This window comes from Acuticoccus sp. MNP-M23, assembly GCF_031195445.1.
GTDB lineage: Bacteria > Pseudomonadota > Alphaproteobacteria > Rhizobiales > Amorphaceae > Acuticoccus.
In genome coordinates this window covers 4,757,592-4,781,354 of the sequence record NZ_CP133480.1, presented here as the reverse complement: position 1 = coordinate 4,781,354, position 23,763 = coordinate 4,757,592, and the positions used below count along the sequence as shown (strand labels likewise).

Sequence of the window (23,763 nt, the reverse complement as noted above, 5' to 3'; positions counted from 1 at the left end):
GGCGCGCCGCTTCATACAATACGGGGACCGCCGGTGCCCGGACTGGGGCTCATATGCCCAGCAAAGGGGTTGACTGATGCGTATCCTGATGGTTCTGGCGCTTTTGTGCGCGACGACTGCAGGCGGTAAGGCGGCGTCCCTCACGCTGTCGTGCCTCGATGTGGGACGTTCCCTAGCCGCTTGCCAGAGTGCCGCGGCCGACTTTGCAAAATTGACCGGTCACACCGTCCGCGTGGTGAAGGCGGATGCTGTCGGCCGGTCCGCGCTGGAGCGCTACCAGGCGCTGTTTTCGGTGGAGAGCCCGCGCATTGATGTGCTGCAATATCCCGATGGCTGGGGGCCGACGCTCTCTGGCGACCTTGTGGAGCTGACCCCGCTCACCGACGCGGCAGCCTATATCGGCGGATCGTCCGCGGCGTTTCGCGGACGGCGGATCGGCTGGCCGCAGCATTTGGGCATTGTGGTGCTTCTGGTGCGCAGCGAAGTGGTGGGCGAAAACGTGAACGTGTGGTCGAGGCTGCGCGAACAATTGCTTGTGGCGCCGACCGACGGCGCTTCCGGCCTCTCGCTGGGGGCAGCCGATCCCACATTGTTTGCGTTCTTTCTGGACTGGATCTACGGCCTTGGCGCCAATGACCTAGGCGACCGGGCAACCGTGGAAAATGCACTCGCCGTGCTGTCCGAGCTGGTTGGGACCGTGGCCCGCCCCGGGGCTGCCGGTGCGAGCGCCGCGGATGGAACGGCGCAGTTCGTGGACGGTCAATCCGCCGCACTCCTGACCGGCTCCGCCCGCGCCAACAGGGTCGAGGACACGGAGAGCGCGGTCAATATTGCCGCCAGGGCGCTGCCGCGGCCAGAAGCGGCCGAGGCGCCGGTGCTTGCGACTGTCTGGTATGCCGGCGTTTCGCGATATTCGGCGGCGCCGGATGCGGCAGAAGCGCTCGCGGCCTATCTCGCTTCACCGCAGACGCAGGCAATGGCCGCCAAGAATTTCGGCCTTGCGCCCACCTATCGCGCGCTCTACCGCGATCCGGCGGTGCGTGACGCCGGGCCGATCCTTGCGCAGATTGCAGACGTTGCCGCCAACATCCGCACCTTGCCGGTGAACGTCTACGGCCTCAATTTTCTGGATCTTGCCGACAGTGTGGCGGAAACCGTGCGCGGCCTTTTGCGCGGCGAAGTGGATGCAGCCTCGGCGAGCGCCTCCATTGCCCGTGCCGCGCGCCGTGCTCAACGTCTGACAGAGTGAGAGTTGCCATGACCCCGTTTCGTGTTTGTCTCGCCGCCACCCTTCTGACGCTGCTGCCCGCCGGCATGGCGGCGGCGCAGTCGCCGGAGACGCCCGGCGCCGCGTCCGGCTCCATGCCGCTCCGCCCGGCTGCGTCTGCGCCCGCCACCGCGCCAACGGCAGAGCAGGGTGCGGCGCAGGCGCCCGCCCCGGAGGCTGCCGGACAGGCCGAAGCACCGCAGGTGTCGTCAGGCCCCATGCAGCTCCGGCCGAACGTAGAGGCCGATGCGGCAGTGCCACCGGCATCCGAGGACGCCGCCGCCGCCAAGCGTTTGCCAGCCGCGCCGTCCGAGCCGCCCGCCACGACCGCAGCGCCCGCCGTCCCGCCTGCAACGGCAGACGCTGCGGCGCCCGAGGTTGCGCCGGTCAACGCTGCGCCGGCGGGAGAGGCGGCACCGCCGCGCGAGCGGCGTTCGCTCCTGGTGGGCATCAGCGACAATGCGCCGCCCTTCAGCACCACCAGCCGCTTTGGCGTGCGCGGCGGGTTCGACGTGGAGGTCACCCTTGCGATCTGCCTTCGTCTGGAAGCCGATTGCCGGCTCGTCCCCTTGGTGCCCAGTGAAATGTCCGCAGCGCTCAAGGACCGGCGGGTGGACCTCATTATCGCGTCCAGCGGAGGGATGGACCGTGTTGCGGACGTTGCTGCCTTTTCAGTGCCGTATGTGAGCCTCGTCGCGCTTTATGTGGTTCCGCGCGAAACGACCAAGGACCTCGAAACCGAAGAAAGCACCAGATACGCTGCCGTGACGGACACGATCTACGCGCAGTATCTGACAGAGATCCACAAGCGCCCCGGCGCCGTGCGCCTTTATGATCAGGCCTCCGAAATGTGGATCGACCTTGCGCTCGGCCGCATCGATGCCGCGCTGGCAACTGCGGTCACCGCCCGGAAGGATTTTCTGAGCACCCCCATGGGGGAGCAGTTCCGCCTGTCCACCGTCCCGGTGAAGGACCCGTCTGTCGGAGCGCGGGAGGCCGCGTTCGCAGTGCGCCGGAACGACACCACGCTCAAGAACGATCTCGACGTGGCGCTCAAGGACTACCTCGCCTCCACCGAGTACAAGGAAACGCTGTTGCGCCATCTGGGTGGGGGCCTCGCCAATCCGCCGCAGCCCGCTCCCGCTGCGACCGGGGGTTGACAGCCGCCGGAACGATTTTGCGAGGTGCATCATTGGTGATTGGTTCCAGCGGAACGTAACAGGGCCGCTGCGCAAATCGTTCAGCGAAAGAAAGCCTTAGCGATGGCCAGGCAGTCAAGATCATCCAGCATCAAGGATGCGGACACCTACGAGGCGCTCCGCGAGGAAGGCGCCTCCAAGGAAAAGGCCGCGCGGATTGCCAACAGTCGCGCCAGAGGCGACGAGCCGTCTAAGAAAGGCGGCAAAGCCGACCCCTACGAGGCGTGGACGCGGGATGCGCTGTATCAGCGGGCAAAGGAAATCGGCATCGACGGTCGCTCGAAGATGAACAAGGCGGACCTCATCGATGCACTGCGCAACCACTAGCGGGCGGCGCGATCCGCTGTTCGGGACCGCCGGCTGGCTGTCACCCGGTCCGCGGCTCGTGTAGAGACAGCCGGTGAGTGAATTTGACCCCCAGTATGGCACGCCCGTGCCCCTGCGCCCCGGCCTTCAGCGGCTGACAGCGCCCAACCCAAGCCCCTTCACCGGTGCCGGCACCAACAGCTACATCATCGGCACCGACTGTCTGATGGTGGTGGACCCCGGCCCGGACAGCGCGGAGCATGTGGCCGCCATCGTGCGTGCCGTGGCCGGCCGGCCGGTCAGTCATATTCTCATCACCCACGCCCACCGCGACCATGTGGATGCCCTGCCGGCACTGCGCGCCCGGATCGATGCGCCAACCGTCGCCGAAGGCCCGCACCGCGCCTCCCGCGGGCTTCATCCCGGCGAGGCCAACCCGTTTCTCGGCTCGGCCGACATGGCGTTCGTACCCGACATCATAGTGGCGGACGGCGATGTGCTGGACAATGGCGAGAGCACGGTGACGGCGCTCGGAACGCCCGGCCACACCGCGAACCACCTTGCATTCGGCTACGAGGACGTGTGCCTCACCGGAGACCATGTGATGGGCTGGTCCACCACGGTGATTGCCCCGCCCGACGGGTCGATGAAGGCATACATGCGTTCTCTGGACCGGCTGCTGGAGATCCCGCACACCCGGTTTTATCCCGGCCATGGCGATAGCATCCTGGAGCCGCGCAAATCGGTCACGGCCATGCGCAGCCATCGGCTGATGCGCGAACGGGCGATTCTGGAGCGGCTGCACGGCCCTGACCGGACGGTGGCGGCGCTGGTAGCGTCGCTTTATACGGGGATCAATCCGAAGCTGAAGGTGGCGGCCGGTCTTTCGGTGCTCGCCCACCTTGAAAAGCTTGCCGAAGAGGGGCGGGTGCGCGCCGACGGTTTCGGCGTTACGGCCACATGGGAGCCGGGCTGAGCGCCCGGCCCGTTGTCAGCGCTGGATCAGCGTGCCGGCGCCGCCGTCGGTGAACAGCTCCAGCAGGACCGCATGGGGCGTCTTGCCGTTGAGGATGACGACGCCTTCCACACCGCGCTCCAGCGCCGCAATGCAGGTCTCGACCTTGGGGACCATGCCGCCTGAAATGACGCCGGATGCCATCATCCGCCGCGCCTCGGCAACGGTGAGTTCCTTGATGAGCGTGCCATCCTGGTCGAGCACCCCGTCCACGTCGGTCAGGAAGAGGAGGCGCGTTGCGCCCAGCGCGCCGGCAATGGCGCCGGCGAAGGTGTCGGCGTTGATGTTGTAGGTCTCGCCGTCGGCGCCGGAAGCGACCGGGGCAATCACCGGGATGATTTCCTGGCGCGCCAGAACGTCCAGCACATCGCGACGCACCTCGACCGGCTCGCCGACGAAGCCGAGGTCGACGACCTTCTCGATGTTGGAATCCGGATCGCGCGTGGTGCGCTTCAGCGGTTCGGCGAGGACCATCCGCCCGTCCTTGCCGCAAAGACCCACAGCCCGCCCGCCGGCGCGGTTGATGGTCGACACGATCTCCTTGTTGATGGAGCCGGCCAGAACCATCTCGACAATCTCGACGGTGGCCTTGTCGGTCACGCGCAACCCGTCGCGAAACTCGGACTTGATGTTCAGCCGGTCCAGCATCTGGCCGATCTGCGGCCCGCCGCCGTGCACCACCACGGCATTGATCCCCGACAGGGTGAGAAGGGTGATGTCCTCGGCAAAATCCTTGGCGAGTTCCGGGTCGCCCATGGCGTGGCCGCCATATTTCACGACGATGGTGCGATCATCGTAGCGCAGCATGTAGGGCAGCGCTGTCGCGATGATTTCGGCACGCAGCGGCGCGTCGGCCTGGATCTTGTCGGTCATGAGCTTGAGCCTTCTCGGACGGGCAAAAACCGATATGGCCTCAAGGGAATGGTTGCAAGGGCAGCGCTCAATCCCCCGGCGGAAACAGGACGGGATTGAGAAATTGCGCCATCCGCGCATTGGATCGTTCGCGCACGGCCTCATCTGCGCCGATCAGGTAGCCGTCGCGGTTGAGGCAGAGGCCCAGCATCGCCGCGCGCGCCACGGGCCCGTCCATCACGAAGAATGTGTTCTCGTCACGCGCAGCCCCGTCGCGGCCGACGCGGAAGCGGCAGTCGGCAATGTGGGCGGGCGCGCGCCAGTTGCGGCCGCGTCCGTCCCAGCGGTGACGGGCATCGTAGCGGGTGATTTCCACGGCGCTCCCGCCGCGTTCCAGATCCGCGGCGGTGGCAATGCATTCGTCGGGGTCGATGATGGCGTCCTGTTCGCCCCACAGCATCAGGAGCGGGGCGCCGGTGGCCGTCACGTCCTCGAACCTTGCGATGCACGGGCCGTAGAAGGCGACGTGGGCGGCGAAGGGCTGTGCCCCGTAGGCATCCACCACCTGCCGGTAGGCGGCATAGGTTGCGCTCATCCCGCCATAGGAGAAGCCGATGATGGCAATCCGGTCGCCGTCCACGTCCGGCCGGGCGGCCAGCCAGTCGCGGGCGGCGAAGGCGTCAGCGAGCGCCATTGCCTCGGTGACGTTGACCAGCCGTTGCATGAAGCCGCCGCCATTGCGGGCGCCGAACACGTCGACCACCGCCACCGCGACCCCCTGCGCCGCAAATTCGCGCGCATACCGCCCCTCGCGCGCGGACGACACGCCGCCAGCGCCATGGAGAAGCACCACCGCAGGCGACGGCTTGCCGGCACTGGCCCCGACGGCAGGCGTGAAGGTGACGCGCGCCTCCGTTGCCGGCGCATTGCCGAGGGCAGCATCGTAAAGCGCAAAGGGGCTGGTGCTGCGCACCGCAATGCGCTCGCCGGATGGGCCATCTGCCGGCCACGGGCCGCTTTCAGCCAGCTGCGCCGAGGCGGACGCCACCGCCAGCAGCAGAGCGACAGATGCAAGAGTGGCGCGAAAGATCATGGCAAGGCTCCCTTGAAAGGGTGCTGCCACCGTGCCGCCGGGCCGGTCAAATCAAACCGCCGGACTGCGCCAATCCGCCTCGACAGGGAAAAGTGCGCTCGGCCGATCGCCAACCACCCTCTCATTTCGGCGGAGCGGGCACATTCACCGCTCCGCCGCTGCCTCGAATACCGAGGGAGCCGGCGAGGCACGGCCTTTACCGGCCGTGCCCCAAACGCAAAACCCTACTTGGAGCGCTCAAGCCGGGCGAGCAGCGCCGATGTGTCGTAGCGGTTGCCGCCCATCTTCTGCACATCGCCGTAGAACTGGTCGACAAGGGCCGCCACTGGCAGCCTTGCCCCGTTGCGGCGGGCTTCTTCCAGGCAGATGGACAGGTCCTTGCGCATCCAGTCGACCGCGAAGCCGTGGTCGTACTCGTCGGCGTCCATGGTCTTCCAGCGGTTTTCCATCTGCCAGGAGCCGGCGGCGCCCTTGGAGATCACCTCGACGACCTTCTCAATGTCGAGACCGGCGGTCTTGCCGAAGTGAATGCCTTCCGACAGCCCCTGCACCAGCCCGGCAATGCAGATCTGGTTGACCATCTTGGTCAGCTGCCCGGCGCCGGTGCCGCCCATCAGGCCGACCATCTTGGCGTAAGCGTCGATCACCGGCTTGGCCTTGTCGAACACGTCCTGGTCGCCGCCCACCATCACGGTGAGCGCACCATTTTCGGCGCCGGCCTGCCCGCCGGAGACCGGGGCATCCAGAAAGCCGAAGCCCTTTTCGTCTGCGGCTTCGCGCAGTTCACGGGCAACTTCGGCGGAGGCGGTGGTGTTGTCGATGAAGATCGCACCGGACTTCATGCCGTGGAACGCGCCGTCGTCGCCGATGGTGACGGCTCTGAGGTCATCGTCATTGCCGACGCAGCAGAACACGAAGTCCTGCCCTTCGGCAGCTTCCTTCGGCGTCGCCTTGGCGGTGCCGCCATGCTCGGAGGCCCACTTTTCGGCCTTGGCGTGGGTGCGGTTGTAGACGGTGACCGTGTGCCCGGCCTTCTTCAGGTGGCCGGCCATGGGATAGCCCATCACGCCGAGCCCGATGAATGCGACATTCGCCATAGTGTTGCGCTCCTTGCTTTTCTTGTTGGTTTAGCCGAACGCGCCGGCGTTGTCAGGCAATCGCGCCGAGGCCCTCCGAAAGATCGGCAACCAGATCCTCCACCGCCTCGATGCCGACCGACAGGCGCAGGAGAGCCGGCGGCATGTTGGTGAACGCCGGTTCGATGGAGTGGCGATGCTCGATCAGCGTCTCGACACCGCCCAGCGAGGTGGCTCGTTTGATGAGTTTCAACCGGGACAGGACCGCCAGCGCTTCACTGGCGCCGCCCTTCACGTCGAACGACATGAGGGAGCCGAAGCCGCCCTGCATCTGCCGGCTGGCCAGCGCGTGGGCGGGGTGGCTCGAAAGCCCCGGCCAGCGCACGGCTGTGACGGCAGGGTGCGCCTCCAGCCAGTGCGCGATGTGGGCGGCATTGTGGTTCATTGCCGCGACGCGGACGGCCAGGGTGCGCATCCCGCGGGTCAGAAGGTAGGCGTCGAAGCTTGACAGCACCGCGCCTTCCATCGCCCGCAGCGAAAGGATGCGCTCCCACGTTTCGGATTTCTCCCGGACGCAGAGGGCACCGGCGAGTACGTCCGAATGACCGTTGAGGGCCTTGGTTGCCGAATGCATGACAATGTCGGCGCCAAGGTCCAGCGGGCGGGTGAGGATCGGCGTTGCCGCGGTGGAATCGATCGCAAGCAGGGCACCGGCTTCGTGGGCGATCTCGGCGGTGCCGGCGATGTCCACCACGGCAAGCCACGGGTTGGACGGGGTCTCGATGACGACGAGGCCGGGCTTCGCCTCGGCGCAGACCCTGCGCAGTGCGTCGAGGTCGCCGGCGGGGAAGCGGACGACGGTGCGCCCTTCCGCGGCATAGGCTTCGCCCAGCTTCTGGGTGCCGTAATAGGTGCCGTCCTGCAGGGCAATGGGGCCTTGGGCCGCGCGCATCACGGCCGCGATCGCGGCAAGGCCGGAGCCGAACAGACGGGTTTCCGCGGCGCCTTCGAGGGCGTTCAGCACCGCCTCCGCCTCGCGCACGGTCGCGTTGTTGTCGCGGCGGTAGATGTCGCCGGAAGCGGGGAGGCGATAGGCATCATCGCGCTCGAAGGTGGTGGACGTCTCGATGGGGCCGACGGTGCCGCCGGTTGCCGTGTTGATCTGTCCGTTGGCCTGGGCGGCGATGGTTGCCGGGCGGAAGGGGGGCTTCATCAGTCGAGCGCATCCTCGCCGCCCATGTTCGGGCGGCTCTCGGGGGTGAGATGGCGCGTCAGGCGCCGCTCGAGGACATTCCACACCCGGCGCAGCGTCTCAACCAGAATGAGGTAGAGGGCAGCGGCGTAGAAGTAGACGTCGAAGCGGAAGGTGTCGGAGTAGGCAAGGCGCGTTTCGCCCAGAAGGTCGTAGACGGTGACGACGGAGGCGACGGCCGAGCCCTTGATCATCAGAATGATTTCGTTGCCGAACGGGCGCAGCGCATAAAGCGCCGCCTGCGGCAGGATCACCCGGAGGAAGGCGATGCGGCGGCGCAGCCCAAGGGCGGCCGCGCCCTCCCACTGGCCGTGCGGGATCGCCTGGATCGCGCCGCGGAACACCTCGGCCTGATAGGCGGCGGTGTTGAGGGTGAAGGAGATCAGGGCGCAGTTGAACGGCTCGCGCAAAATGCCCCAGAGGCCGACATCGCGCCAGAAGCCGGAGAACTGGCCGGCGCCGTAGTAGATAAGGAAAAGCTGGGCGAGCAGCGGCGTGCCGCGGAAGACCGCAATGTAGAAGGTGGTGAACCACCGGAGCGGCCACAGCTTCGACATCTGCCCCGCGCACACCAGCGCGCCGAGGAGGGCGCCAAGGCCAACCGAGATGACCACGAGTTGGATCGTGACCCAGAAGCCGTCGAGAAGATCGTCGCCGTAGTTGGCGAGAATGTCCGGGAGAAAATTCATCGCGCGTAGGCCTTTGCGTAACGCTTCTCAAGGAGCGCGATGACGGCCATCGAGGCCAGCGAAATTACGAAATAGATGCCGATGGCAACGGCAAAGAAGAAGAACGGCTCCTTGGTGGCCCCGACCGCGATGGAGGTCTGCCGCAGGAGATCCGGCAGGGCGATGACGGAGACCAGCGCAGTGTCCTTCAAAAGGACGAGCCACAGATTGCCGAGGCCGGGCAGGGCGATGCGGATGAGCTGCGGCAGGATCACCTTGCGCATGGTGGTGAAGCGCGAAATCCCGAGCGCATCGGCAGCTTCGGTCTGCCCCTTGGCGATGCCGCCCAGCGCCGCCATGAACACCTCGGACGCGAACGAGGCGGACACAGCGCCCAGCGCAATCATGCCGGCGACGAAGGAGGAGACCTCCACGTAGGCGTCGGAGAAGAGGCCGACGAACCACGCCAGCAGCATCGAGAAGCCGTAGTAGACGATGAAGAGGGTGATCAGCTCCGGCAGGCCCTTGAACACCGTGGTGAAGGCGGTTGCGCAAAAGCGCAGGACCGGGCGGTCACTGCGGCGGGCCAGCGCCAGGAGGAATCCGCCCACAAGGCCGATCGGGGCCGTGGCGAGCGCCAGAAGCAACGTGATCCTGAGGCCGAGGAGAAGCTCGTCGCCCCAGCCGCCGGGGCCGAAGCGCAGGAGCCCGAACAGGCTGTCATCCATCGCGGGGAAGCTCCAAGGAGAGGGAGGGACGCTGGCGCGCCCCTCCGGCCGGGATGGCTAGTCGCCGTAGACGTCGAAGTCGAAATACTTCTTCTGGATCTCGTCGTAGGTGCCGTCGGCGCGGATGGCGGCGATGGCATCGTTGAACTTGCCCTGAAGCTCGGCGTCGCCCTCGCGGATCGCAACTCCGGCGCCGGCGCCATTGATCTCGGGGTCGGTCTTCAGCGTTGCGAGGATCTTGCAGCAGGCGCCGTCCTCGCTGTTGATCCAGTCGGACAGGACGACGACGTCGTCGATGGCGGCGTCGATCCGGCCGGACGCGAGGTCGAGCTTGTATTCTTCGGGCGAGCCGTAGCGGCGCAGCTCGGTGTCGGCGAAATGCTTCTCGGCGTAATTGGCGTGGGTGGTGGAGGACTGCGCGCCCATCACGATGTCTTCCAGCGCTTCCGGGGTGGCTTCGGTCAGCGCGGAGTCCTTCAGGACGGCGATGGCGGGCGGGGTGTTGTAATATTTGTCGGTGAAGTCGACCACTTCGTCACGCTCTGCCGTGATCGACATGGAGGCGATGATGGCGTCGAACTTGTTGGCGCGCAGGGCAGGAATGATTCCATCCCAGTCCTGTGCGACAAAGGTGCATTCAGCATTCATTTCCGCGCACAGCGCTTTCGCGATATCCACATCGAAGCCGATGAGATTGCGGTCAGAATCGTAGTAATTGAACGGCGGGTAGGCGCCTTCGGTGCCGATCCGTAGCTGCGTTTTGTCCTGCGCTGCGGCGGGTACTGCGATTGCAGCGCCGAGCACTGCGGCGATCAGTAGTTTCATTGGGGCCTCCAAAATGTCATGTGGCGAAAGTCTTTATCGTTCCCGGAGCCGATGCAAGCGGCAGGCCGCACCATTTGCGGACATGGTTTCTATTGACGATTGAGGCCGGGGACCGTATGTCCCATCCTCCACAACAAGAAGGCAGTGGCCCGTTCGCTCGGTAAATCAGCCGGGCGTTTTTGTGCGGGACCGCAGCGAGACAGGACAGACAGAAAAATGTTCGCAGTCATCAAGACCGGCGGCAAGCAGTATCGCGTGTCGGACGGAGACCAGCTGAAGATCGAAACCGTGAGCGGCGACGCCGGCGACAGCGTGTCGTTCGGCGAAGTGCTGATGATCGGCAATGGCGACGACATCACCGTCGGCGCGCCGTTCCTGAGCGGCGCCACCGTGACGGGCGAGATCGTCGACCACATGCGCAACAAGAAGATCATCATCTTCAAGAAGCGCCGCCGGCAGAACTCTCGCCGCAAGAACGGCCATCGCCAGCATCAGACGGTGGTGAAGATCACCGGCATCAACCCGGCCGCGTAAGGAGAATTTCGCATGGCACATAAAAAGGCAGGCGGTTCATCCCGCAACGGTCGCGATACCGCAGGCCGCCGTCTCGGCTTCAAGAAGTTCGGCGGCGAGGCGGTCATCCCCGGCAACATCATCGTGCGGCAGCGCGGCACGCGCTGGCATCCGGGCGACAATGTCGGCATGGGCAAGGATCACACCCTGTTCGCGCTCGTCGAAGGCAACGTGGCGTTCCGCAAGAAGCTCGGCCGCACCTACGTTCTGGTGAACCCGGTTGCTGCCAACGACGACGCATCCGCAGCCCCGATGGCGGCTGAGTAGATGCTGAAGGTCGCGGCAGGTTTTTTGATCGTCGCGGCCACCTGCATTTCTGCGGCGGCGGACAGCTACAGCGTGAGCGACGTCGGCTCTTTCGAGAGCCGGTCCGCCTGCATGACCGCCGCCCGTGAGGTGCTGACCGGTGTCGCCGCCGAACGCGGCGGCACGATCGAGGAGCTGTCCCGCTCCGTCGCCGCGTTCGATCTCGGCAGCGTCGATGCGGACGTCTATGTCGCCTGTGTGCCGCTCGAAGGCACCTCGGGAGCCACCCGCGGGTTCCTGTCCACATTCCGCCCGGGCGAGGATGCCGGCGCGCTCCACGACATGGTGCGCGACCTCTTCAACCCGGACATCTGACAGCCGGCGCCGTGACCCGGTGCCTGGACGAGGGCCCGAAATGACGATCGTGATCCACCACAACCCGGACTGCGGCACCTCGCGCAACGTGCTCGGCATCATCGAGGCGTCGGGCGAGACGCCTGTGGTGGTCGAGTATCTCGCCGCCGGATGGACCCGCCCGCAGCTTCTGGCGCTCTTCGCCGCAGCGGACATCACGCCTCGCGAGGCGCTGCGCATTTCCAAATCACCGGCCGAGGCCATGGGCCTGACAGACCCCGCGGTCAGCGATGATGCGCTGCTGGACGCGATGGTGGCGCACCCGATTCTGGTGAACCGGCCCATCGTCGCCTCGCCCAAGGGTGTGCGGCTGTGCCGCCCGAGCGAGGCGGTGCTTGACCTTCTGACCCGTTTGCCGCCTGGCCCGCTTGCCAAGGAAGACGGCACTTTATTGATTGATGAGACCGGCCAGAGGGTCGGCTGACCCCCAAGGATGCGCCGTGAAGTTCCTCGACCAGGCCAAAGTCTATATTCGCTCCGGCAATGGCGGGGCGGGCGCCGTGTCGTTCCGGCGCGAGAAGTTCATCGAGCACGGCGGGCCTGACGGCGGCGATGGCGGCCGCGGCGGCGACGTGTGGGTCGAGGCGGTCGAAGGCCTCAACACGCTGATCGACTTTCGCTACCAGCAGCACTTCAAGGCCAGCGCCGGGGTGGGCGGCTCGGGCCGCAACCGCACCGGCGCCAACGGCGATGACGTGACCTTGCGCGTTCCCGTCGGCACCGTGGTGCTGGACGAGAGCAAGGAACGCGTTCTGGCCGACCTCACCACGCCCGGCGAGCGGGTGCGCCTGCTTGCGGGCGGCAATGGCGGTTTTGGCAACCAGCGTTTCAAGTCGTCCACCAACCGGGCGCCGCGCCGGGCCAACCCCGGCCTCGAGGGCGAGGAAATGCCCATCTGGCTGCGGCTGAAGCTGATTGCCGATACCGGCCTCGTCGGCCTTCCCAACGCCGGCAAGAGCACGTTCCTGTCCGCCGTCACCGCCGCCACGCCAAAAATTGCGGACTACCCGTTCACAACGCTGCATCCGCACCTCGGCATTGCGGAAGTCGACTCGCGCCGTCTGGTGATTGCGGACATTCCGGGCCTCGTCGAAGGCGCCAGCGAAGGCATCGGCATCGGCGACCGTTTTCTGGGGCACATCGAGCGTTGTGGCGTCCTTCTGCATCTGGTGGACGGCACCAGCGAGGACGTTGTGGGCGACTACACCATCGTCAACGACGAGCTGCAGGCCTACGGCGAGGGCCTTGCCGAGAAGCCGCGCATTCTGGCGCTCTCGAAGTGCGATGCCGGCGACGAGCTGGATGAGAAACGCATTGCGCTGGAAGAGGCCAGCGGCCTCGGCGTCATGATGATTTCGGCCGCCACCGGGCTCGGCATGACCGAGATGCTGCGTGCGCTGCGCAAGGTGATCGACGCCGCCCGCGGCGAGCCGGCGCCGGAGGCCGCGGCGAAGGCAGAAGCGCCGTGGCGTCCCTGAGCGAGGCCCGTTCGTCGCTCGACTGGCTGACGGGCGCCCGCCGTATTGTGGTGAAGCTGGGCTCCGCACTGCTGGTGGACGGCGAGGGCAACGCGCGCCGCGAATGGCTGGCAACGCTTGCCGCCGACCTTGCGGTCCTGCACCGGCAGGCGGAGGTGGTTGTGGTGTCCTCCGGTGCCATCGCGCTTGGGCGCACGCCCATCGGCTACGGTCCGCGCCCGCTGCGGCTGGAGGAAAGCCAGGCGGCCGCTGCCGTCGGGCAGATTGCGCTGGCCGCCGAGTGGTCCGCCGCTCTGGCGCGCGAGGGGATGCGGGCCGCTCAGGTCCTCCTCACCGTGCGCGACACCGAGGAGCGACGCGCCTACCTCAACGCCCGCACGACGGTCGCAGAGCTTTTGCGCGCCGGCGTCGTCCCCGTCATCAACGAGAACGACACCATCGCCACCAGCGAAATCCGCTACGGCGACAACGACAGGCTGGCCGCCCGCGTCGCCACCATGATTTCTGCCGACTGTCTGGTGCTCCTCAGCGACATCGACGGCCTCTACACCGCCCCCCCGGCCACCGACCCGGGCGCACGCTTCATTCCCGACGTGCCGCATCTGACGCCGGAGATCTTCGCGATGGCGGGGGATGCGGCCTCTGTCCTCTCCCGCGGCGGGATGAAGACGAAGGTGGATGCCGCGCGCATCGCCACCGAAGCTGGCGTCGCCATGGCAATCGCGTCCGGCCGGGTGCCGCATCCCCTGGCGGCCATCCGGAATGGGGCTCGCGCCACGTGGTTCCACCCCCGCACCGATCCCGTCACCGCGCGCAAGATCTGGATTGCAGGGTCACTGACTGCAAGAGGGGCGTTGCGGCTGGATGCGGGCGCGGTGGCAGCGATCCAGCGCGGCCGCAGCCTTCTGGCGGCCGGGGTCAGCGCGGTGGAGGGTTCTTTTGCGCGGGGCGATGCGGTGCGGCTGCTCGATCCCGGCGATCACGAGATCGGAAGAGGGCTCGTCGCCTACGATGCGGACGACGCCCGCTTGATAAAGGGACAGAAAACCGATTCTATCCCTTCAGTTGTGGGCAATCGAGCGCGCACAACGATGGTTCACCGAGACGACATGGCGCTGCATGGGGCGCTTCGGGAGGAAACGTGACGCTGCAAATGGCTCCGACAGAGGGCTCCGCGGCCGAAATGGTGGCTGTGATGGGCGCGCGCGCACGGGCCGCGCAAACCACACTGGCGCTCGCCAGCGGCGACCAGAAGCGCGCAGCACTGGTTGCAATGGCCGCTGCAGTGCGCAGCGCCGCACCGGACATCCTTTCTGCCAATTTTGCCGACCTCAGCGAGATGGATCCCAACCCTGCCTTTCGCGACCGCGCGAAGCTGGACGATGCGCGGATCGAGGCAATTGCCGGCTCGTTGGAGGCGATTGCCGATCTGCCGGACCCTGTCGGGCGGATGCTGGCATCGTGGGACAGGCCCAACGGTCTCCGGATCGAGCGGGTCTCGACCCCGCTCGGCGTGATCGGCGTCATCTACGAAAGCCGCCCCAACGTCACCGCTGATGCCGCTGCGCTTTGCGTGATGGCGGGCAATGCAGTGATCCTGCGGTCCGGTTCGGAGACTGTGCGCTCGGCGCGGGCCATTGCCGCTGCAATCCGCGCGGGGCTCGATGCGGCGGGGCTGCCGCAGGATGCGGTCCAGCTGGTGCCAACCCGTGACCGTGCCGCGGTAGGCGCGATGCTCGCCGGCGCCGACGGCACCATCGACGTGATTGTTCCGCGCGGCGGTCGCGGCCTTGTGCTGCGGATGCAGCGGGAAGCCCGTATCCCGGTGTTCGCGCACCTTGAAGGGCTGTGCCATGTGTTCCTCCATGGCGCCGCGGAACCTCAAATGGCGCTCGATGTGGTGCTGAACGCCAAGATGCGTCGCACGGGCATCTGCGGTTCGGCCGAAACGCTGTTGATCGACACGGCCTTCCTTCCCCACGCCGTCCCGGTTCTTGAAGCGCTGCAGGATGCCGGCTGCGAGCTGCGCGGCGACCGGAGCATCCGCGACGTCCTGCCGATGGCTGAGGCGACAACGCAGGATTTCGCCACCGAATATCTGGCCCCGATTATTTCGGTGGCCGTTGTCGACGGGCTGGACGGGGCGCTGGCCCATATCGCGCAATATTCGTCCAACCATACGGACGGGATCGTCACCGCCGATCCGGAGGCCGCTGCGCGCTTCCTGAACGAGGTGGATTCGGCAATTGTGGTCCACAACGCCTCCACCCAGTTCGCCGATGGCGGCGAGTTCGGGATGGGCGCCGAGATCGGGATCGCCACCGGGCGTTTTCATGCCCGTGGCCCGGTCGGTCTGGAGCAGCTCACCACCTTCAAGTACCGCGTACACGGCGAGGGGCAGACGCGGCCGTGACACGGCGCCCTGCGTTCTTGTGAGGCAGCGCGGCCGGATCGGCCCGGAGCCGGTTGCCGATGCCGCTGCGCTGCGCGTTCCGCTGGTCGGGGCGGGGCAGTGCGTCGGCCTCTTCGGCGGTTCGTTCAATCCGCCGCACAAGGGGCACCGCCATGTGGCGCTGACCGCGCTCCACCGCCTTTCGCTGGATGCGGTGTGGTGGCTGGTGACACCCGGCAATCCGCTGAAGTCGCAGACAGGCCTTGCGCCGCTTGCCGACCGGGTTGCCATGGCGCGTCGCAGAGCGCGTCATCCGCGCATGAAGGTGACAGCGTTCGAGGCGGCCATCGGTACGCGGTACAGCGCCGACACCATCCGCTTTCTCGAAAGCCGCTATCCCACGGTCCGGTTTGTGTGGCTGATGGGCGCCGACAATCTGGCCGACTTTCACCGCTGGCAGGAGTGGCGCGAAATCATGGGGCGGGTGCCGGTGGGCGTGGTGGACCGGCCGGGCGCCTCGCGTTCGGCGCTTTACGCGCCCGCGGCCCGTGCCTTCGCGGCATCCCGGCTGCTGGAGGGCGATGCCGCCGCATTGCCGTTTCGCGCACCCCCGGCCTGGGTGTTCCTGCACGGGCCGCTGGAGCCGCTCTCCTCCACAGTTCTCAGGGCGCAAACGAAGGTATTTCAGGCTGCGTCTTGAAACAGCCATAGACAAAAACCTATCTTTCTTGCAGACGCAGCACGATTCTCTGCGTTGCATCTGATGTGACGATTTGCGGAGAGGGCCGCATTTTACGAAAGGAAGCCCCGCACACATGGCATTGACGCCTGATGGGATGGCAGACGCCGCCCATGTTGAGCCCACCGGCATTGCCGACCAGCTCACCGTCGTTCTCGACAGCCTCGAAGATTCGAAGGCCGAGGACATCGTGCCGATCGACGTGACCGGCAAGACACCGCTTGCAGACCACATGGTGGTCGCCTCCGGCAGATCACATCGCCACGTCGGCGCTGTGGCCGATCACCTTTTGCGCGACCTGAAGGACGCTGGCGTGAAGAGCGTCCGTGTGGAAGGCCTCAGCGCAGCAGACTGGGTGCTGATCGACACCGGCGACATCATCATTCACGTGTTTCGTCCCGAGGTCCGCACCTTCTACAATCTTGAGAAGATGTGGCAGATTGACACCTCCGCCGCGGTGGAGCTCGTGGTCTGAACATATTGCTGCTCGCCGTCGGCAAGGCGGCGGGTCCGGAAAAGACCTTGACGGAGCGCTACGTGGAGCGCGCCGCAAAGGCCGGTCGCGCCATGGGCCTCACCGGGTTCGACGTGCGCGAATTGCCGGACGGTGACGGCCCGACTCGGGCCGACCGTGAGGCTGCGTCAATCCTCGCCAAGCGGGGCAGGGGCGTTCTCGTCGCGCTCGACGAGCGCGGGAAGGCGCTGACCAGCGAGGAATTTGCGGCGTTCCTGCAGGGCTTTGCGGATGATGCCCGCGACGTGACGTTTGCCATTGGCGGCGCCGATGGCCACCCGCCAAGCTTGCGCCAGGCTGCCGATCATGTGTTGTCGCTGAGCACGCTGACATTGCCGCACCAGCTCGCAAGGGTCATGTTGGCAGAACAGATATACCGGGCCGTCACCCTATGCATCGGGCATCCCTACCACCGCGTCTGACTGTCCGGGCAGCCCTTGCCGCTTCGGTGCGATGGCTGGCGGTCGTGCTCGCGCTGGGCCTTGCCGTCCCGTGGGCTCACGCACAGCCCTTGCCGCAGGACGAGGCGGCGCGCGAGCGCGAGCAGCTCCTCACGAGGCTGGAGCGCCTGCGCGAGGAAACCGAAGCGACGCAGGCGCGCGCCAACACCCTCGGCGAAACGCTGGTCGACCTTGCAGGCGACGAGGCCAAGCTGCGCCAGCGGCTGGACGAGAGCGGTGCGCGGGTCGCAGTGCTGGAGGGCCGCATTGCCAGCGACGAGGTGGCGCTGGAGGACCTTTCGAGCGATCAGGCCGCCATCCGGCACAAGCTTGCCGGCAAGCGCAAGGAGCTCGCCACCGTGCTGATGGCCTTGCAGCGGCTTGGCCGCAGCCCGCCGCCCGCTCTGTTTGCCTCCGCCGATGGTCCGTCCGACGTGGTGCGCGGCGCCATTCTTCTGAACGCCGTCATCCCGGGCCTCGACGCAGAAGCCCGCGAACTCACCGAAACGCTGAACGAAGTGGCCCGACTGGAGAGCGACGAGGAGTCGCGCTGGGCACGCCTGCGCACCGACCTTTCGGACGTGACCGAAGAGCGCGACCGGCTGGCGGCACTGGTGGAAGAACTCGGCCGCCGCCGCGCCCTTTCGCTTTACGAGCGGGACAGGGCGAGCGCCGATCTGGCGCGGCTTGCCGAGGAGGCCGATTCGGTCGAAACGCTGCTGGAACGCCTTTCAAAAGGTGGAATAGAGGCGCCCGAGACGTCCGGCGTTCCATTTGCCGACAGGCGCGGCAATCTCCCGCCCCCGGTGGCGGGAACGGCTGTCAGCCGCTATGGCGACCCCACGGCCACCGGCGCAGTGGCGACGGGGCGGACAATAGCGGCGCTGGCACAATCCACAGTTTTCGCCCCCATGCCGGCGACGGTCCTTTATGCTGCGCCATTTAGAACCTACGGCCACGTCTTGATCCTGGATGCGGGGGATGGCTACCATATGGTTCTGACAGGCCTTGCGGAAAGTTTCGTGAACGCTGGCGCAAGCGTTAAGGCTGGTACACCGCTGGGCCGTATGGGGCTGCGGGCCGGTCGGACCGCTCTTGCCGACGCGGCCGGTGCGCCTGATGCGGTGACCCGTTCGCGACCCTTACTATATGTTGAGTTGCGCCGAGACGGTATGGCGATTGATAGTCACGGCTGGTGGCGTGATCACGGCCCCGATGGTGGAAGGACTACTGAATGATCCGTCGAATTGGACTGGTGCTGACCGGCGCGGCCTTTGGTGCAGCGTCGATGCTTGCGATAGCGGACCCGGCACATATCCTGTCGTTGTCCGCCAAGGCGGCATCGACGGAAACGTACCGACAGCTCGATCTGTTCGGCGACGTGTTCGAGCGCGTGCGCGATGACTACGTGGAATTGCCCGATGAGAAGGATCTCATCGCCAATGCCATCAACGGCATGCTGTCCGCGCTGGACCCACATTCCAGCTACATGCCGCCCGACGATTTCAAGGACATGCAGGTTCAGACCCGCGGCGAGTTCGGCGGCCTTGGCATCGAGGTTACCATGGAGGGCGACTACATCAAGGTGGTCACCCCCATCGACGACACCCCGGCCTTCGACGCCGGCGTGATGGCAGGCGACCTCATCACCAAGCTTGATGGTACCGACGTTGCCGGCCTCACCCTTGCCGAAGCCGTCGAGAAGATGCGCGGGCCGGTGAACACCGACATCGTGATCACCGTGCGCCGTGAGAACGTCGACGATCCCATCGAGATCACGATCACGCGCGACATCGTGCGCATTCAGTCGGTCAAGTGGGAGAAGCAGGGCGACGACGTCGGATACATCCGCATCTCGCAGTTCAACGAGCGGACCGACAGCGGCGTCAACCGCGCGATGGACGAGCTGACCAAGGACATCGGCGAAGACAACGTCAAGGGCTACATCCTTGACCTGCGCAACAACCCCGGCGGCCTGCTCGACCAGGCAATCTCGGTGTCCGACGCGTTTCTGGAGCGCGGGGAGATCGTTTCCACCCGCGGCAAGGAAGGCGCCTCGACGCGCCGCTACAGCGCGGAATCCGGCGACATGGCCGAGGGCAAGCCGGTGATCGTGCTGATCAATGGCGGCTCGGCCTCCGCGTCCGAAATTGTTGCCGGCGCGCTGCAGGACCATCGCCGCGCCACGGTGATCGGTACGCAATCCTTCGGCAAGGGTTCGGTGCAGACCATCATCCCGCTTGGCGCAAACGGTGCGATCCGGCTGACCACGGCGCGCTACTACACCCCGGCCGGCCGCTCGATCCAGGCCAAGGGCATCGACCCCGACCTGCAGGTGGTGCAGGAGCTGCCCGAGGAATTGCAGGGCAAGGTCGAGGCGCGCGGCGAAGCATCCCTGCGCGGCCATCTGGTGGCTGAGGACGGCGAGGAGGAGGAGCGTTCCGGTTCCTTCGCCTACGTCCCCCAGGACCGCTCCGAGGACCAGCAGCTGCAGTATGCGCTGGAACTCCTGCGCGGCATCAAGGTCAACAAGGTGTTCCCGCCCAACCCCGAAGAGGGCGTGCCGAACTGAGGCATCACGCCGGCGGACTTGCCCCCAGATAATCACAGCGACAAAAAGGCGGGCTTCAGGCCCGCCTTTTTTATGCGCCGGCCCGAGCGGGCAGGGCGCCGCGGGATGAGTTTTCCGCGCGCGGCAGTGGAGTGGGCCGGGTTTTCCCGAAGGTGGGGGACATCGTGCATGGATCTTGCTACGCCTGTGGATGCGCGGTCGCTGGCGCGGCCGGACGCATGAACGAGATGCAGCAAGACGAGGTTTGGAATGCGGGTTGTTCTGATTGGCGCGCTCAACGGTGCCGTTGCGGTGGGGCTCGGTGCCTTCGGGGCGCATGCCCTGCAGGGGCAGCTCACGGGTGCCAACGCTGAAATTTTCCAGACAGCGGTCTACTTCCAGGCCTTCCACGCAGCGGTGCTGGTCGCGATGGGCGCCCTCAAGGGGCACGTGCTCGATGGCCTTCTGATGGCGTCGTCCTGGGCCATCGCCGTTGGCGTGCTCTTGTTCTCGTTCTCGCTCTATGGGCTGGCCATCGGTGCTCCGGCCGGGATTGGCGTCGTCACACCAATTGGCGGCGGCCTTCTGATCATCGGCTGGCTGCTGCTTGCCGTCGCGGCCGCCCGGCGCATCTGATATCGGGCGCGCCCTTTCGGGGCGCGCTGCCAGCGCGAAGAGGCGCCCGAACAAGATCGGGCGCGGTACGGGCGAGCGATGGACAATCGCTCGTCATCGCGCCGCGCTGAGCGCCTCGTGCCGCTTGCTCTGGGCAACGCTCGGTCCGCTGTAGATGATTCGCGCTCGTTTCAGCCGTCGACCGGCCGCCAACGCTGCATGCGCAGCTCAGGTGGCTGACATGGCTTCAGATGCGCGTGATTGTGCTGGTGCCGCAGGGGAGGATTGAACTCCCGACCTCACCCTTCATACCACTTCGGCTTTCGCCGCCGCACGGAAGGCCCGTGCGTTCGTGGTCTGGACTATCCCTTCGCCCGCTCTCCTGAGGAGAGGGAGGGCGCCGCCCGTCTAGTCTCTACACCGTCCCGCCGTGGCGGGCTTGGCTCGGGATTGGCAGCGGAAGCAGCTTTCCCCGAATTTGAGCGATTTACACCACACGGTTTCCCGTGTGGGAGGCAATGTTGTTACCAAGGGTGCGCTCTACCACTGAGCTACTGCGGCAACGGGGCGGTGACTAGCAGTTCGAATCGGCGGCGTAAAGTGGCAAGCGCAACTCTGTGAATTTGCCTGTGGTAAAACCGGGTCAAATGCAGGGGAGGCATGCAAAGGTTGAATACCTTCATTTTCATACATGAAATTTGCCTGGATCGGTCATATTTCCGTTTAAATTGATCGTCGGATAGCTCCACAGCGCGGGATTATCCTATATGCTAATCATACAAATTCAGCCGTACAGCCGCTGATTGGGATATGTAACCGATTTCCGCACCACTTGGTGACAAAAAGACAATTGACGTTACGGTTGATAATAGTCAAATTGCCGCTGCAATCACTGGACGAAACCAGCCAAATGCCTGCCGAAAATACCGGGACAGATAAAATCATACATTGAAAATCTACCGTAGGTACTCTAGGGTTCTGTTCCTCTGCCGAAGGCTCCCCCTAGGTTGAGTGCGGACGTGTCGTCCGCCCCTCGATTGGGTTGTTCGTGTATGATTGCATTAGGTTTCTGTGGTTCGGTGTGTTGGGGGCACAGTTGACTATGGCGCTTAGCAAGATCGAACGGGGAACTATCGTGGAAAAAAACGCCGCAGGCGAAGCTATTGCCGGTGAAGCCAAACGCGAAACGCCAGTAACCAACCAGCGGTCAGCCAATTCTGTTGACAGCCATGTTGGCTCGCGTGTGCGTCTTCGCCGGCTTGAGCTTGGCCTGAGCCAGGAAAAACTTGCAGACCAGCTCGGAATTACGTTCCAGCAGGTGCAGAAGTATGAACGTGGCACCAACCGGATTGGCGCAAGCCGCCTTCACCAGATCGCAATCGTGCTGGAAGCGCCGATCACCTATTTCTTCGACGGAGCGACCCAGCCGAGCGCATCCGCGCTGAAGACCAACGAATCGCCGCTGTCCCAGGCGCTGAGCGATCCGGCGACCGTGCGCCTTGTGCGGGCCTTCGCCAGCATCACCGATCCCCAGCTCAAACAGAAGGCCGTCGGCATCATCGAGGCCATCGCCTTCACCGCGGTCCCGTCGGCCACCGAAGGCAGCTGAACGCGGCGCACCGGCCTTGATGGCGCCAGCCTTGCCGGGCAGGCCGAACGGCCGGTAGTGCGCTCCGCCCAAAAGTGCTAGATCCGCGTGAAAAATCCGGACCGAGCACCAAAATGAGCCAGACACGCACCGAAACCGATTCGTTCGGCCCCCTTGAGGTTCCCAGCGAACGCTACTTTGGGGCGCAGACCGCGCGCAGCCTGATCAACTTCAAGATCGGCACCGACACCATGCCGCCTGCAATGATCCGGGCGCTCGGGGTGATCAAGAAAGCGGCTGCCCTTGCCAACAAGGAAGCCGGGAACCTCGATGGCCGCATTGCAGATGCCATCGCCGCCGCCGCCGAAGAGGTCATCGAAGGCCGACGGGACGAGGACTTCCCGCTGGTCATCTACCAGACCGGCTCCGGCACCCAATCCAACATGAATGCCAACGAGGTGATCGCCAACCTTGCGATCGAGCGCCTTGGCGGCACCATCGGTTCCAAGGACCCGGTTCACCCCAACGACCATGTGAACCGCTCGCAGTCCTCCAACGATACATTCCCCACGGCCATGCACATTGCGGCGGTGGAGGAGGTCACGCACCGCCTCATTCCCGGCCTCACGCACCTGCGTGACGCGCTCAACGCCAAGGCCGAGGAATTTGCCGACATCATCAAGATCGGCCGCACCCACACCCAGGACGCGACACCGCTGACGCTTGGCCAGGAATTTTCCGGCTATGTCGCCCAGCTGGACTTTGCGATTTCCGAGGTCAGGCATGTGCTGGACGCGCTCTACCCGCTGGCGCAGGGCGGCACGGCGGTCGGCACCGGGCTCAATGCCAAGCCGGGCTTCGACGTTGCGGTTGCCCGCCAGATTGCGGACATCACCGGGCTGCCATTCGTGACCGCACCCAACAAGTTTGCGGTGCTGGCAGCGCACGATGCTTACGTGGCGGCTCACGGCGCGCTCAACACCGCCGCCACCGCGCTGTTCAAGATCGCCAACGACGTGCGCCTTCTGGGCTCCGGCCCGCGTTCGGGCCTTGCCGAGCTGTCCTTGCCGGAGAACGAGCCCGGCTCGTCGATCATGCCCGGCAAGGTGAACCCCACCCAGTGCGAAGCGCTGACGATGGTCGCCTGCCGTGTGTTCGGCAACCAGACCACGGTGACGGTGGCGGGCAGCCAGGGGCATTTCGAGCTGAACGTCTACAAGCCCGTGATGGCGGACGCGTTCCTGCAGTCGGTCCGCCTTCTGGCTGACGGTGCGGTGAGCTTCACCGACAAGTGCGTGGTGGGTATCGAGGCCAACCGCGAGCGGATCCAGGACCTGATGGCCCGTTCGCTGATGCTGGTGACCGCCCTTGCGCCGGAGATCGGCTACGACAACGCGACCAAGATCGCCAAGCTTGCCCACAAGAACGGGACGACGCTGCGCGAGGAGGCCGTCGGCGGCGGTTTTGTGTCCGAAGAGACGTTCGACCGCGTGGTGCGGCCGGAAAAGATGATCTCCCCGGCCTGATTCGGAGAAGACCGGTGGCCGACATCGTCAATCTGCGCACCGCGCGCAAGCGCAAGGTCCGCGCCGAAAAGGCGACTGAGGCAGCCGAGCGCCGTGTGCAGTTCGGCGAAACCAGAGCGGCGCGCGAGACGCGCCGCGACAACCGGAATGACGCCGATGCCCGCCTCGACGGCCACAAGCGCGAACCGTGAGCGCGCTTGAAAAACGCTCCGTGGTCCTTCGCGGCCACGCCACCAGCGTCGCGCTGGAGCCTGAGTTCTGGGATGCGGTGGATGCGTTGGCGGTGGCGCGGGGGTTGTCGCTCGCTGCGCTGATGGTGGCGGTCGACGACATGCGCGAGGAAGGCTCGCTCGCCTCGGCGCTGCGGGTCGCAGCGCTTGAGTGGGCGCGCGGCTGACGGACGGGA

27 protein-coding genes and 1 pseudogene are annotated in these 23,763 nt (G+C 65.8%); 21 read left to right on the top strand and 7 right to left on the bottom strand.

Going from position 1 to position 23,763, the window contains the following annotated elements; all coding sequences use genetic code 11:
- Positions 1–76: 76 nt before the first annotated feature.
- The 4 genes from RDV64_RS21980 (at position 77) to RDV64_RS21965 (ending at position 3,748) form a co-directional block, all read left to right on the top strand.
- Positions 77–1,249, top strand: coding sequence for an extracellular solute-binding protein (locus RDV64_RS21980; RefSeq protein ID WP_309197110.1), 1,173 nt, complete (start codon positions 77–79; stop codon positions 1,247–1,249).
- A gap of 8 nt (positions 1,250–1,257) precedes the next feature.
- Positions 1,258–2,427: a transporter substrate-binding domain-containing protein gene (locus RDV64_RS21975; RefSeq protein WP_309197109.1), complete on the top strand. Its 1,170-nt coding sequence runs from the start codon at positions 1,258–1,260 to the stop codon at positions 2,425–2,427.
- Positions 2,428–2,529: 102 nt separating this feature from the next.
- Complete coding sequence (locus RDV64_RS21970) at positions 2,530–2,793, top strand: Rho termination factor N-terminal domain-containing protein (RefSeq protein ID WP_309197108.1); 264 nt, start codon at positions 2,530–2,532, stop codon at positions 2,791–2,793.
- Between the two features lie 73 nt (positions 2,794–2,866).
- Positions 2,867–3,748, top strand: a complete 882-nt coding sequence (locus RDV64_RS21965; protein ID WP_309197107.1) for an MBL fold metallo-hydrolase — start codon at positions 2,867–2,869, stop codon at positions 3,746–3,748.
- A 15-nt stretch (positions 3,749–3,763) separates the two neighbouring features.
- Here RDV64_RS21965 and argB read toward each other — a convergent pair whose 3' ends face one another.
- The 7 genes and pseudogenes from argB to RDV64_RS21930 all read right to left on the bottom strand — a co-directional run bounded on the left by argB (position 3,764) and on the right by RDV64_RS21930 (position 10,281).
- Positions 3,764–4,660 carry an acetylglutamate kinase gene (argB, locus tag RDV64_RS21960; RefSeq protein WP_309197106.1) on the bottom strand — a complete coding sequence of 299 codons (897 nt, stop codon included), beginning with the start codon at positions 4,658–4,660 and terminating at the stop codon, positions 3,764–3,766.
- A gap of 67 nt (positions 4,661–4,727) precedes the next feature.
- Positions 4,728–5,732, bottom strand: coding sequence for an alpha/beta fold hydrolase (locus RDV64_RS21955; protein ID WP_309197105.1), 1,005 nt, complete (start codon positions 5,730–5,732; stop codon positions 4,728–4,730).
- 224 nt (positions 5,733–5,956) lie between these two features.
- Positions 5,957–6,835 (bottom strand): annotated as a pseudogene (locus RDV64_RS21950) (NAD(P)-dependent oxidoreductase); the annotation flags it as partial.
- A gap of 46 nt (positions 6,836–6,881) precedes the next feature.
- A complete protein-coding gene (locus tag RDV64_RS21945; RefSeq protein WP_309197104.1) occupies positions 6,882–8,021 on the bottom strand; it encodes a PLP-dependent transferase in 1,140 nt (379 codons plus the stop codon).
- Complete coding sequence (locus RDV64_RS21940; RefSeq protein ID WP_309197103.1) at positions 8,021–8,749, bottom strand: ABC transporter permease; 729 nt, start codon at positions 8,747–8,749, stop codon at positions 8,021–8,023. The genes RDV64_RS21945 and RDV64_RS21940 overlap by 1 nt, the downstream gene beginning before the upstream one ends.
- Positions 8,746–9,456 carry an ABC transporter permease subunit gene (locus RDV64_RS21935; RefSeq protein ID WP_309197102.1) on the bottom strand — a complete coding sequence of 237 codons (711 nt, stop codon included), beginning with the start codon at positions 9,454–9,456 and terminating at the stop codon, positions 8,746–8,748. Before RDV64_RS21935 ends, RDV64_RS21940 begins: the two co-directional genes overlap by 4 nt.
- A 57-nt stretch (positions 9,457–9,513) precedes the next feature.
- The gene (locus RDV64_RS21930; RefSeq protein ID WP_309197101.1) at positions 9,514–10,281 is read right to left on the bottom strand and encodes a transporter substrate-binding domain-containing protein; all 768 of its coding nucleotides are present in this window, start codon (positions 10,279–10,281) and stop codon (positions 9,514–9,516) included.
- A gap of 216 nt (positions 10,282–10,497) precedes the next feature.
- On the opposite strand from RDV64_RS21930, the gene rplU reads away from it, so the two are divergent.
- The 17 genes from rplU to RDV64_RS21845 all read left to right on the top strand — a co-directional run bounded on the left by rplU (position 10,498) and on the right by RDV64_RS21845 (position 23,754).
- Entirely contained in the window at positions 10,498–10,815 is a 318-nt protein-coding gene (rplU, locus tag RDV64_RS21925) for a 50S ribosomal protein L21 (protein ID WP_309197100.1), read from the top strand.
- Positions 10,816–10,827: 12 nt separating this feature from the next.
- Positions 10,828–11,121 (top strand): 50S ribosomal protein L27, encoded by a 294-nt coding sequence (gene rpmA, locus RDV64_RS21920; protein WP_309197099.1) that lies wholly within the window; start codon positions 10,828–10,830, stop codon positions 11,119–11,121.
- Positions 11,122–11,475, top strand: coding sequence for a hypothetical protein (locus RDV64_RS21915; protein ID WP_309197098.1), 354 nt, complete (start codon positions 11,122–11,124; stop codon positions 11,473–11,475). It abuts the gene before it with no gap.
- Positions 11,476–11,515: 40 nt separating this feature from the next.
- A complete protein-coding gene (gene arsC / locus RDV64_RS21910; RefSeq protein ID WP_309197097.1) occupies positions 11,516–11,938 on the top strand; it encodes an arsenate reductase (glutaredoxin) in 423 nt (140 codons plus the stop codon).
- Positions 11,939–11,954: 16 nt separating this feature from the next.
- Complete coding sequence (gene obgE / locus RDV64_RS21905) at positions 11,955–12,992, top strand: GTPase ObgE (protein WP_309197096.1); 1,038 nt, start codon at positions 11,955–11,957, stop codon at positions 12,990–12,992.
- Positions 12,989–14,137: a glutamate 5-kinase gene (gene proB, locus RDV64_RS21900; protein ID WP_375143844.1), complete on the top strand. Its 1,149-nt coding sequence runs from the start codon at positions 12,989–12,991 to the stop codon at positions 14,135–14,137. The genes obgE and proB overlap by 4 nt, the downstream gene beginning before the upstream one ends.
- An 8-nt stretch (positions 14,138–14,145) precedes the next feature.
- Positions 14,146–15,405 (top strand): glutamate-5-semialdehyde dehydrogenase, encoded by a 1,260-nt coding sequence (locus RDV64_RS21895; protein WP_309199572.1) that lies wholly within the window; start codon positions 14,146–14,148, stop codon positions 15,403–15,405.
- Positions 15,406–15,424: 19 nt separating this feature from the next.
- The gene (locus RDV64_RS21890) at positions 15,425–16,084 is read left to right on the top strand and encodes a nicotinate-nucleotide adenylyltransferase (protein ID WP_309197094.1); all 660 of its coding nucleotides are present in this window, start codon (positions 15,425–15,427) and stop codon (positions 16,082–16,084) included.
- 136 nt (positions 16,085–16,220) lie between these two features.
- Complete coding sequence (gene rsfS, locus RDV64_RS21885; RefSeq protein ID WP_309199571.1) at positions 16,221–16,598, top strand: ribosome silencing factor; 378 nt, start codon at positions 16,221–16,223, stop codon at positions 16,596–16,598.
- Between the two features lie 5 nt (positions 16,599–16,603).
- Complete coding sequence (locus RDV64_RS21880; protein WP_375143781.1) at positions 16,604–17,059, top strand: 23S rRNA (pseudouridine(1915)-N(3))-methyltransferase RlmH; 456 nt, start codon at positions 16,604–16,606, stop codon at positions 17,057–17,059.
- A gap of 44 nt (positions 17,060–17,103) precedes the next feature.
- Positions 17,104–18,315 (top strand): peptidoglycan DD-metalloendopeptidase family protein, encoded by a 1,212-nt coding sequence (locus tag RDV64_RS21875; RefSeq protein WP_309197093.1) that lies wholly within the window; start codon positions 17,104–17,106, stop codon positions 18,313–18,315.
- Positions 18,312–19,649, top strand: coding sequence for a S41 family peptidase (locus RDV64_RS21870; protein WP_309197092.1), 1,338 nt, complete (start codon positions 18,312–18,314; stop codon positions 19,647–19,649). Before RDV64_RS21875 ends, RDV64_RS21870 begins: the two co-directional genes overlap by 4 nt.
- Positions 19,650–19,898: 249 nt before the next feature.
- Positions 19,899–20,264 (top strand): DUF423 domain-containing protein, encoded by a 366-nt coding sequence (locus RDV64_RS21865; protein WP_309197091.1) that lies wholly within the window; start codon positions 19,899–19,901, stop codon positions 20,262–20,264.
- 1,114 nt (positions 20,265–21,378) lie between these two features.
- Positions 21,379–21,852, top strand: a complete 474-nt coding sequence (locus tag RDV64_RS21860) for a helix-turn-helix transcriptional regulator (RefSeq protein ID WP_309197090.1) — start codon at positions 21,379–21,381, stop codon at positions 21,850–21,852.
- A 113-nt stretch (positions 21,853–21,965) separates the two neighbouring features.
- Complete coding sequence (fumC, locus tag RDV64_RS21855) at positions 21,966–23,357, top strand: class II fumarate hydratase (RefSeq protein ID WP_309197089.1); 1,392 nt, start codon at positions 21,966–21,968, stop codon at positions 23,355–23,357.
- 14 nt (positions 23,358–23,371) lie between these two features.
- The gene (locus RDV64_RS21850) at positions 23,372–23,548 is read left to right on the top strand and encodes a DUF4169 family protein (protein WP_309197088.1); all 177 of its coding nucleotides are present in this window, start codon (positions 23,372–23,374) and stop codon (positions 23,546–23,548) included.
- On the top strand, positions 23,545–23,754 hold the full coding sequence (locus tag RDV64_RS21845; RefSeq protein WP_309197087.1) for a ribbon-helix-helix domain-containing protein: 210 nt from the start codon (positions 23,545–23,547) through the stop codon (positions 23,752–23,754). The genes RDV64_RS21850 and RDV64_RS21845 overlap by 4 nt, the downstream gene beginning before the upstream one ends.
- Positions 23,755–23,763: the final 9 nt, after the last annotated feature.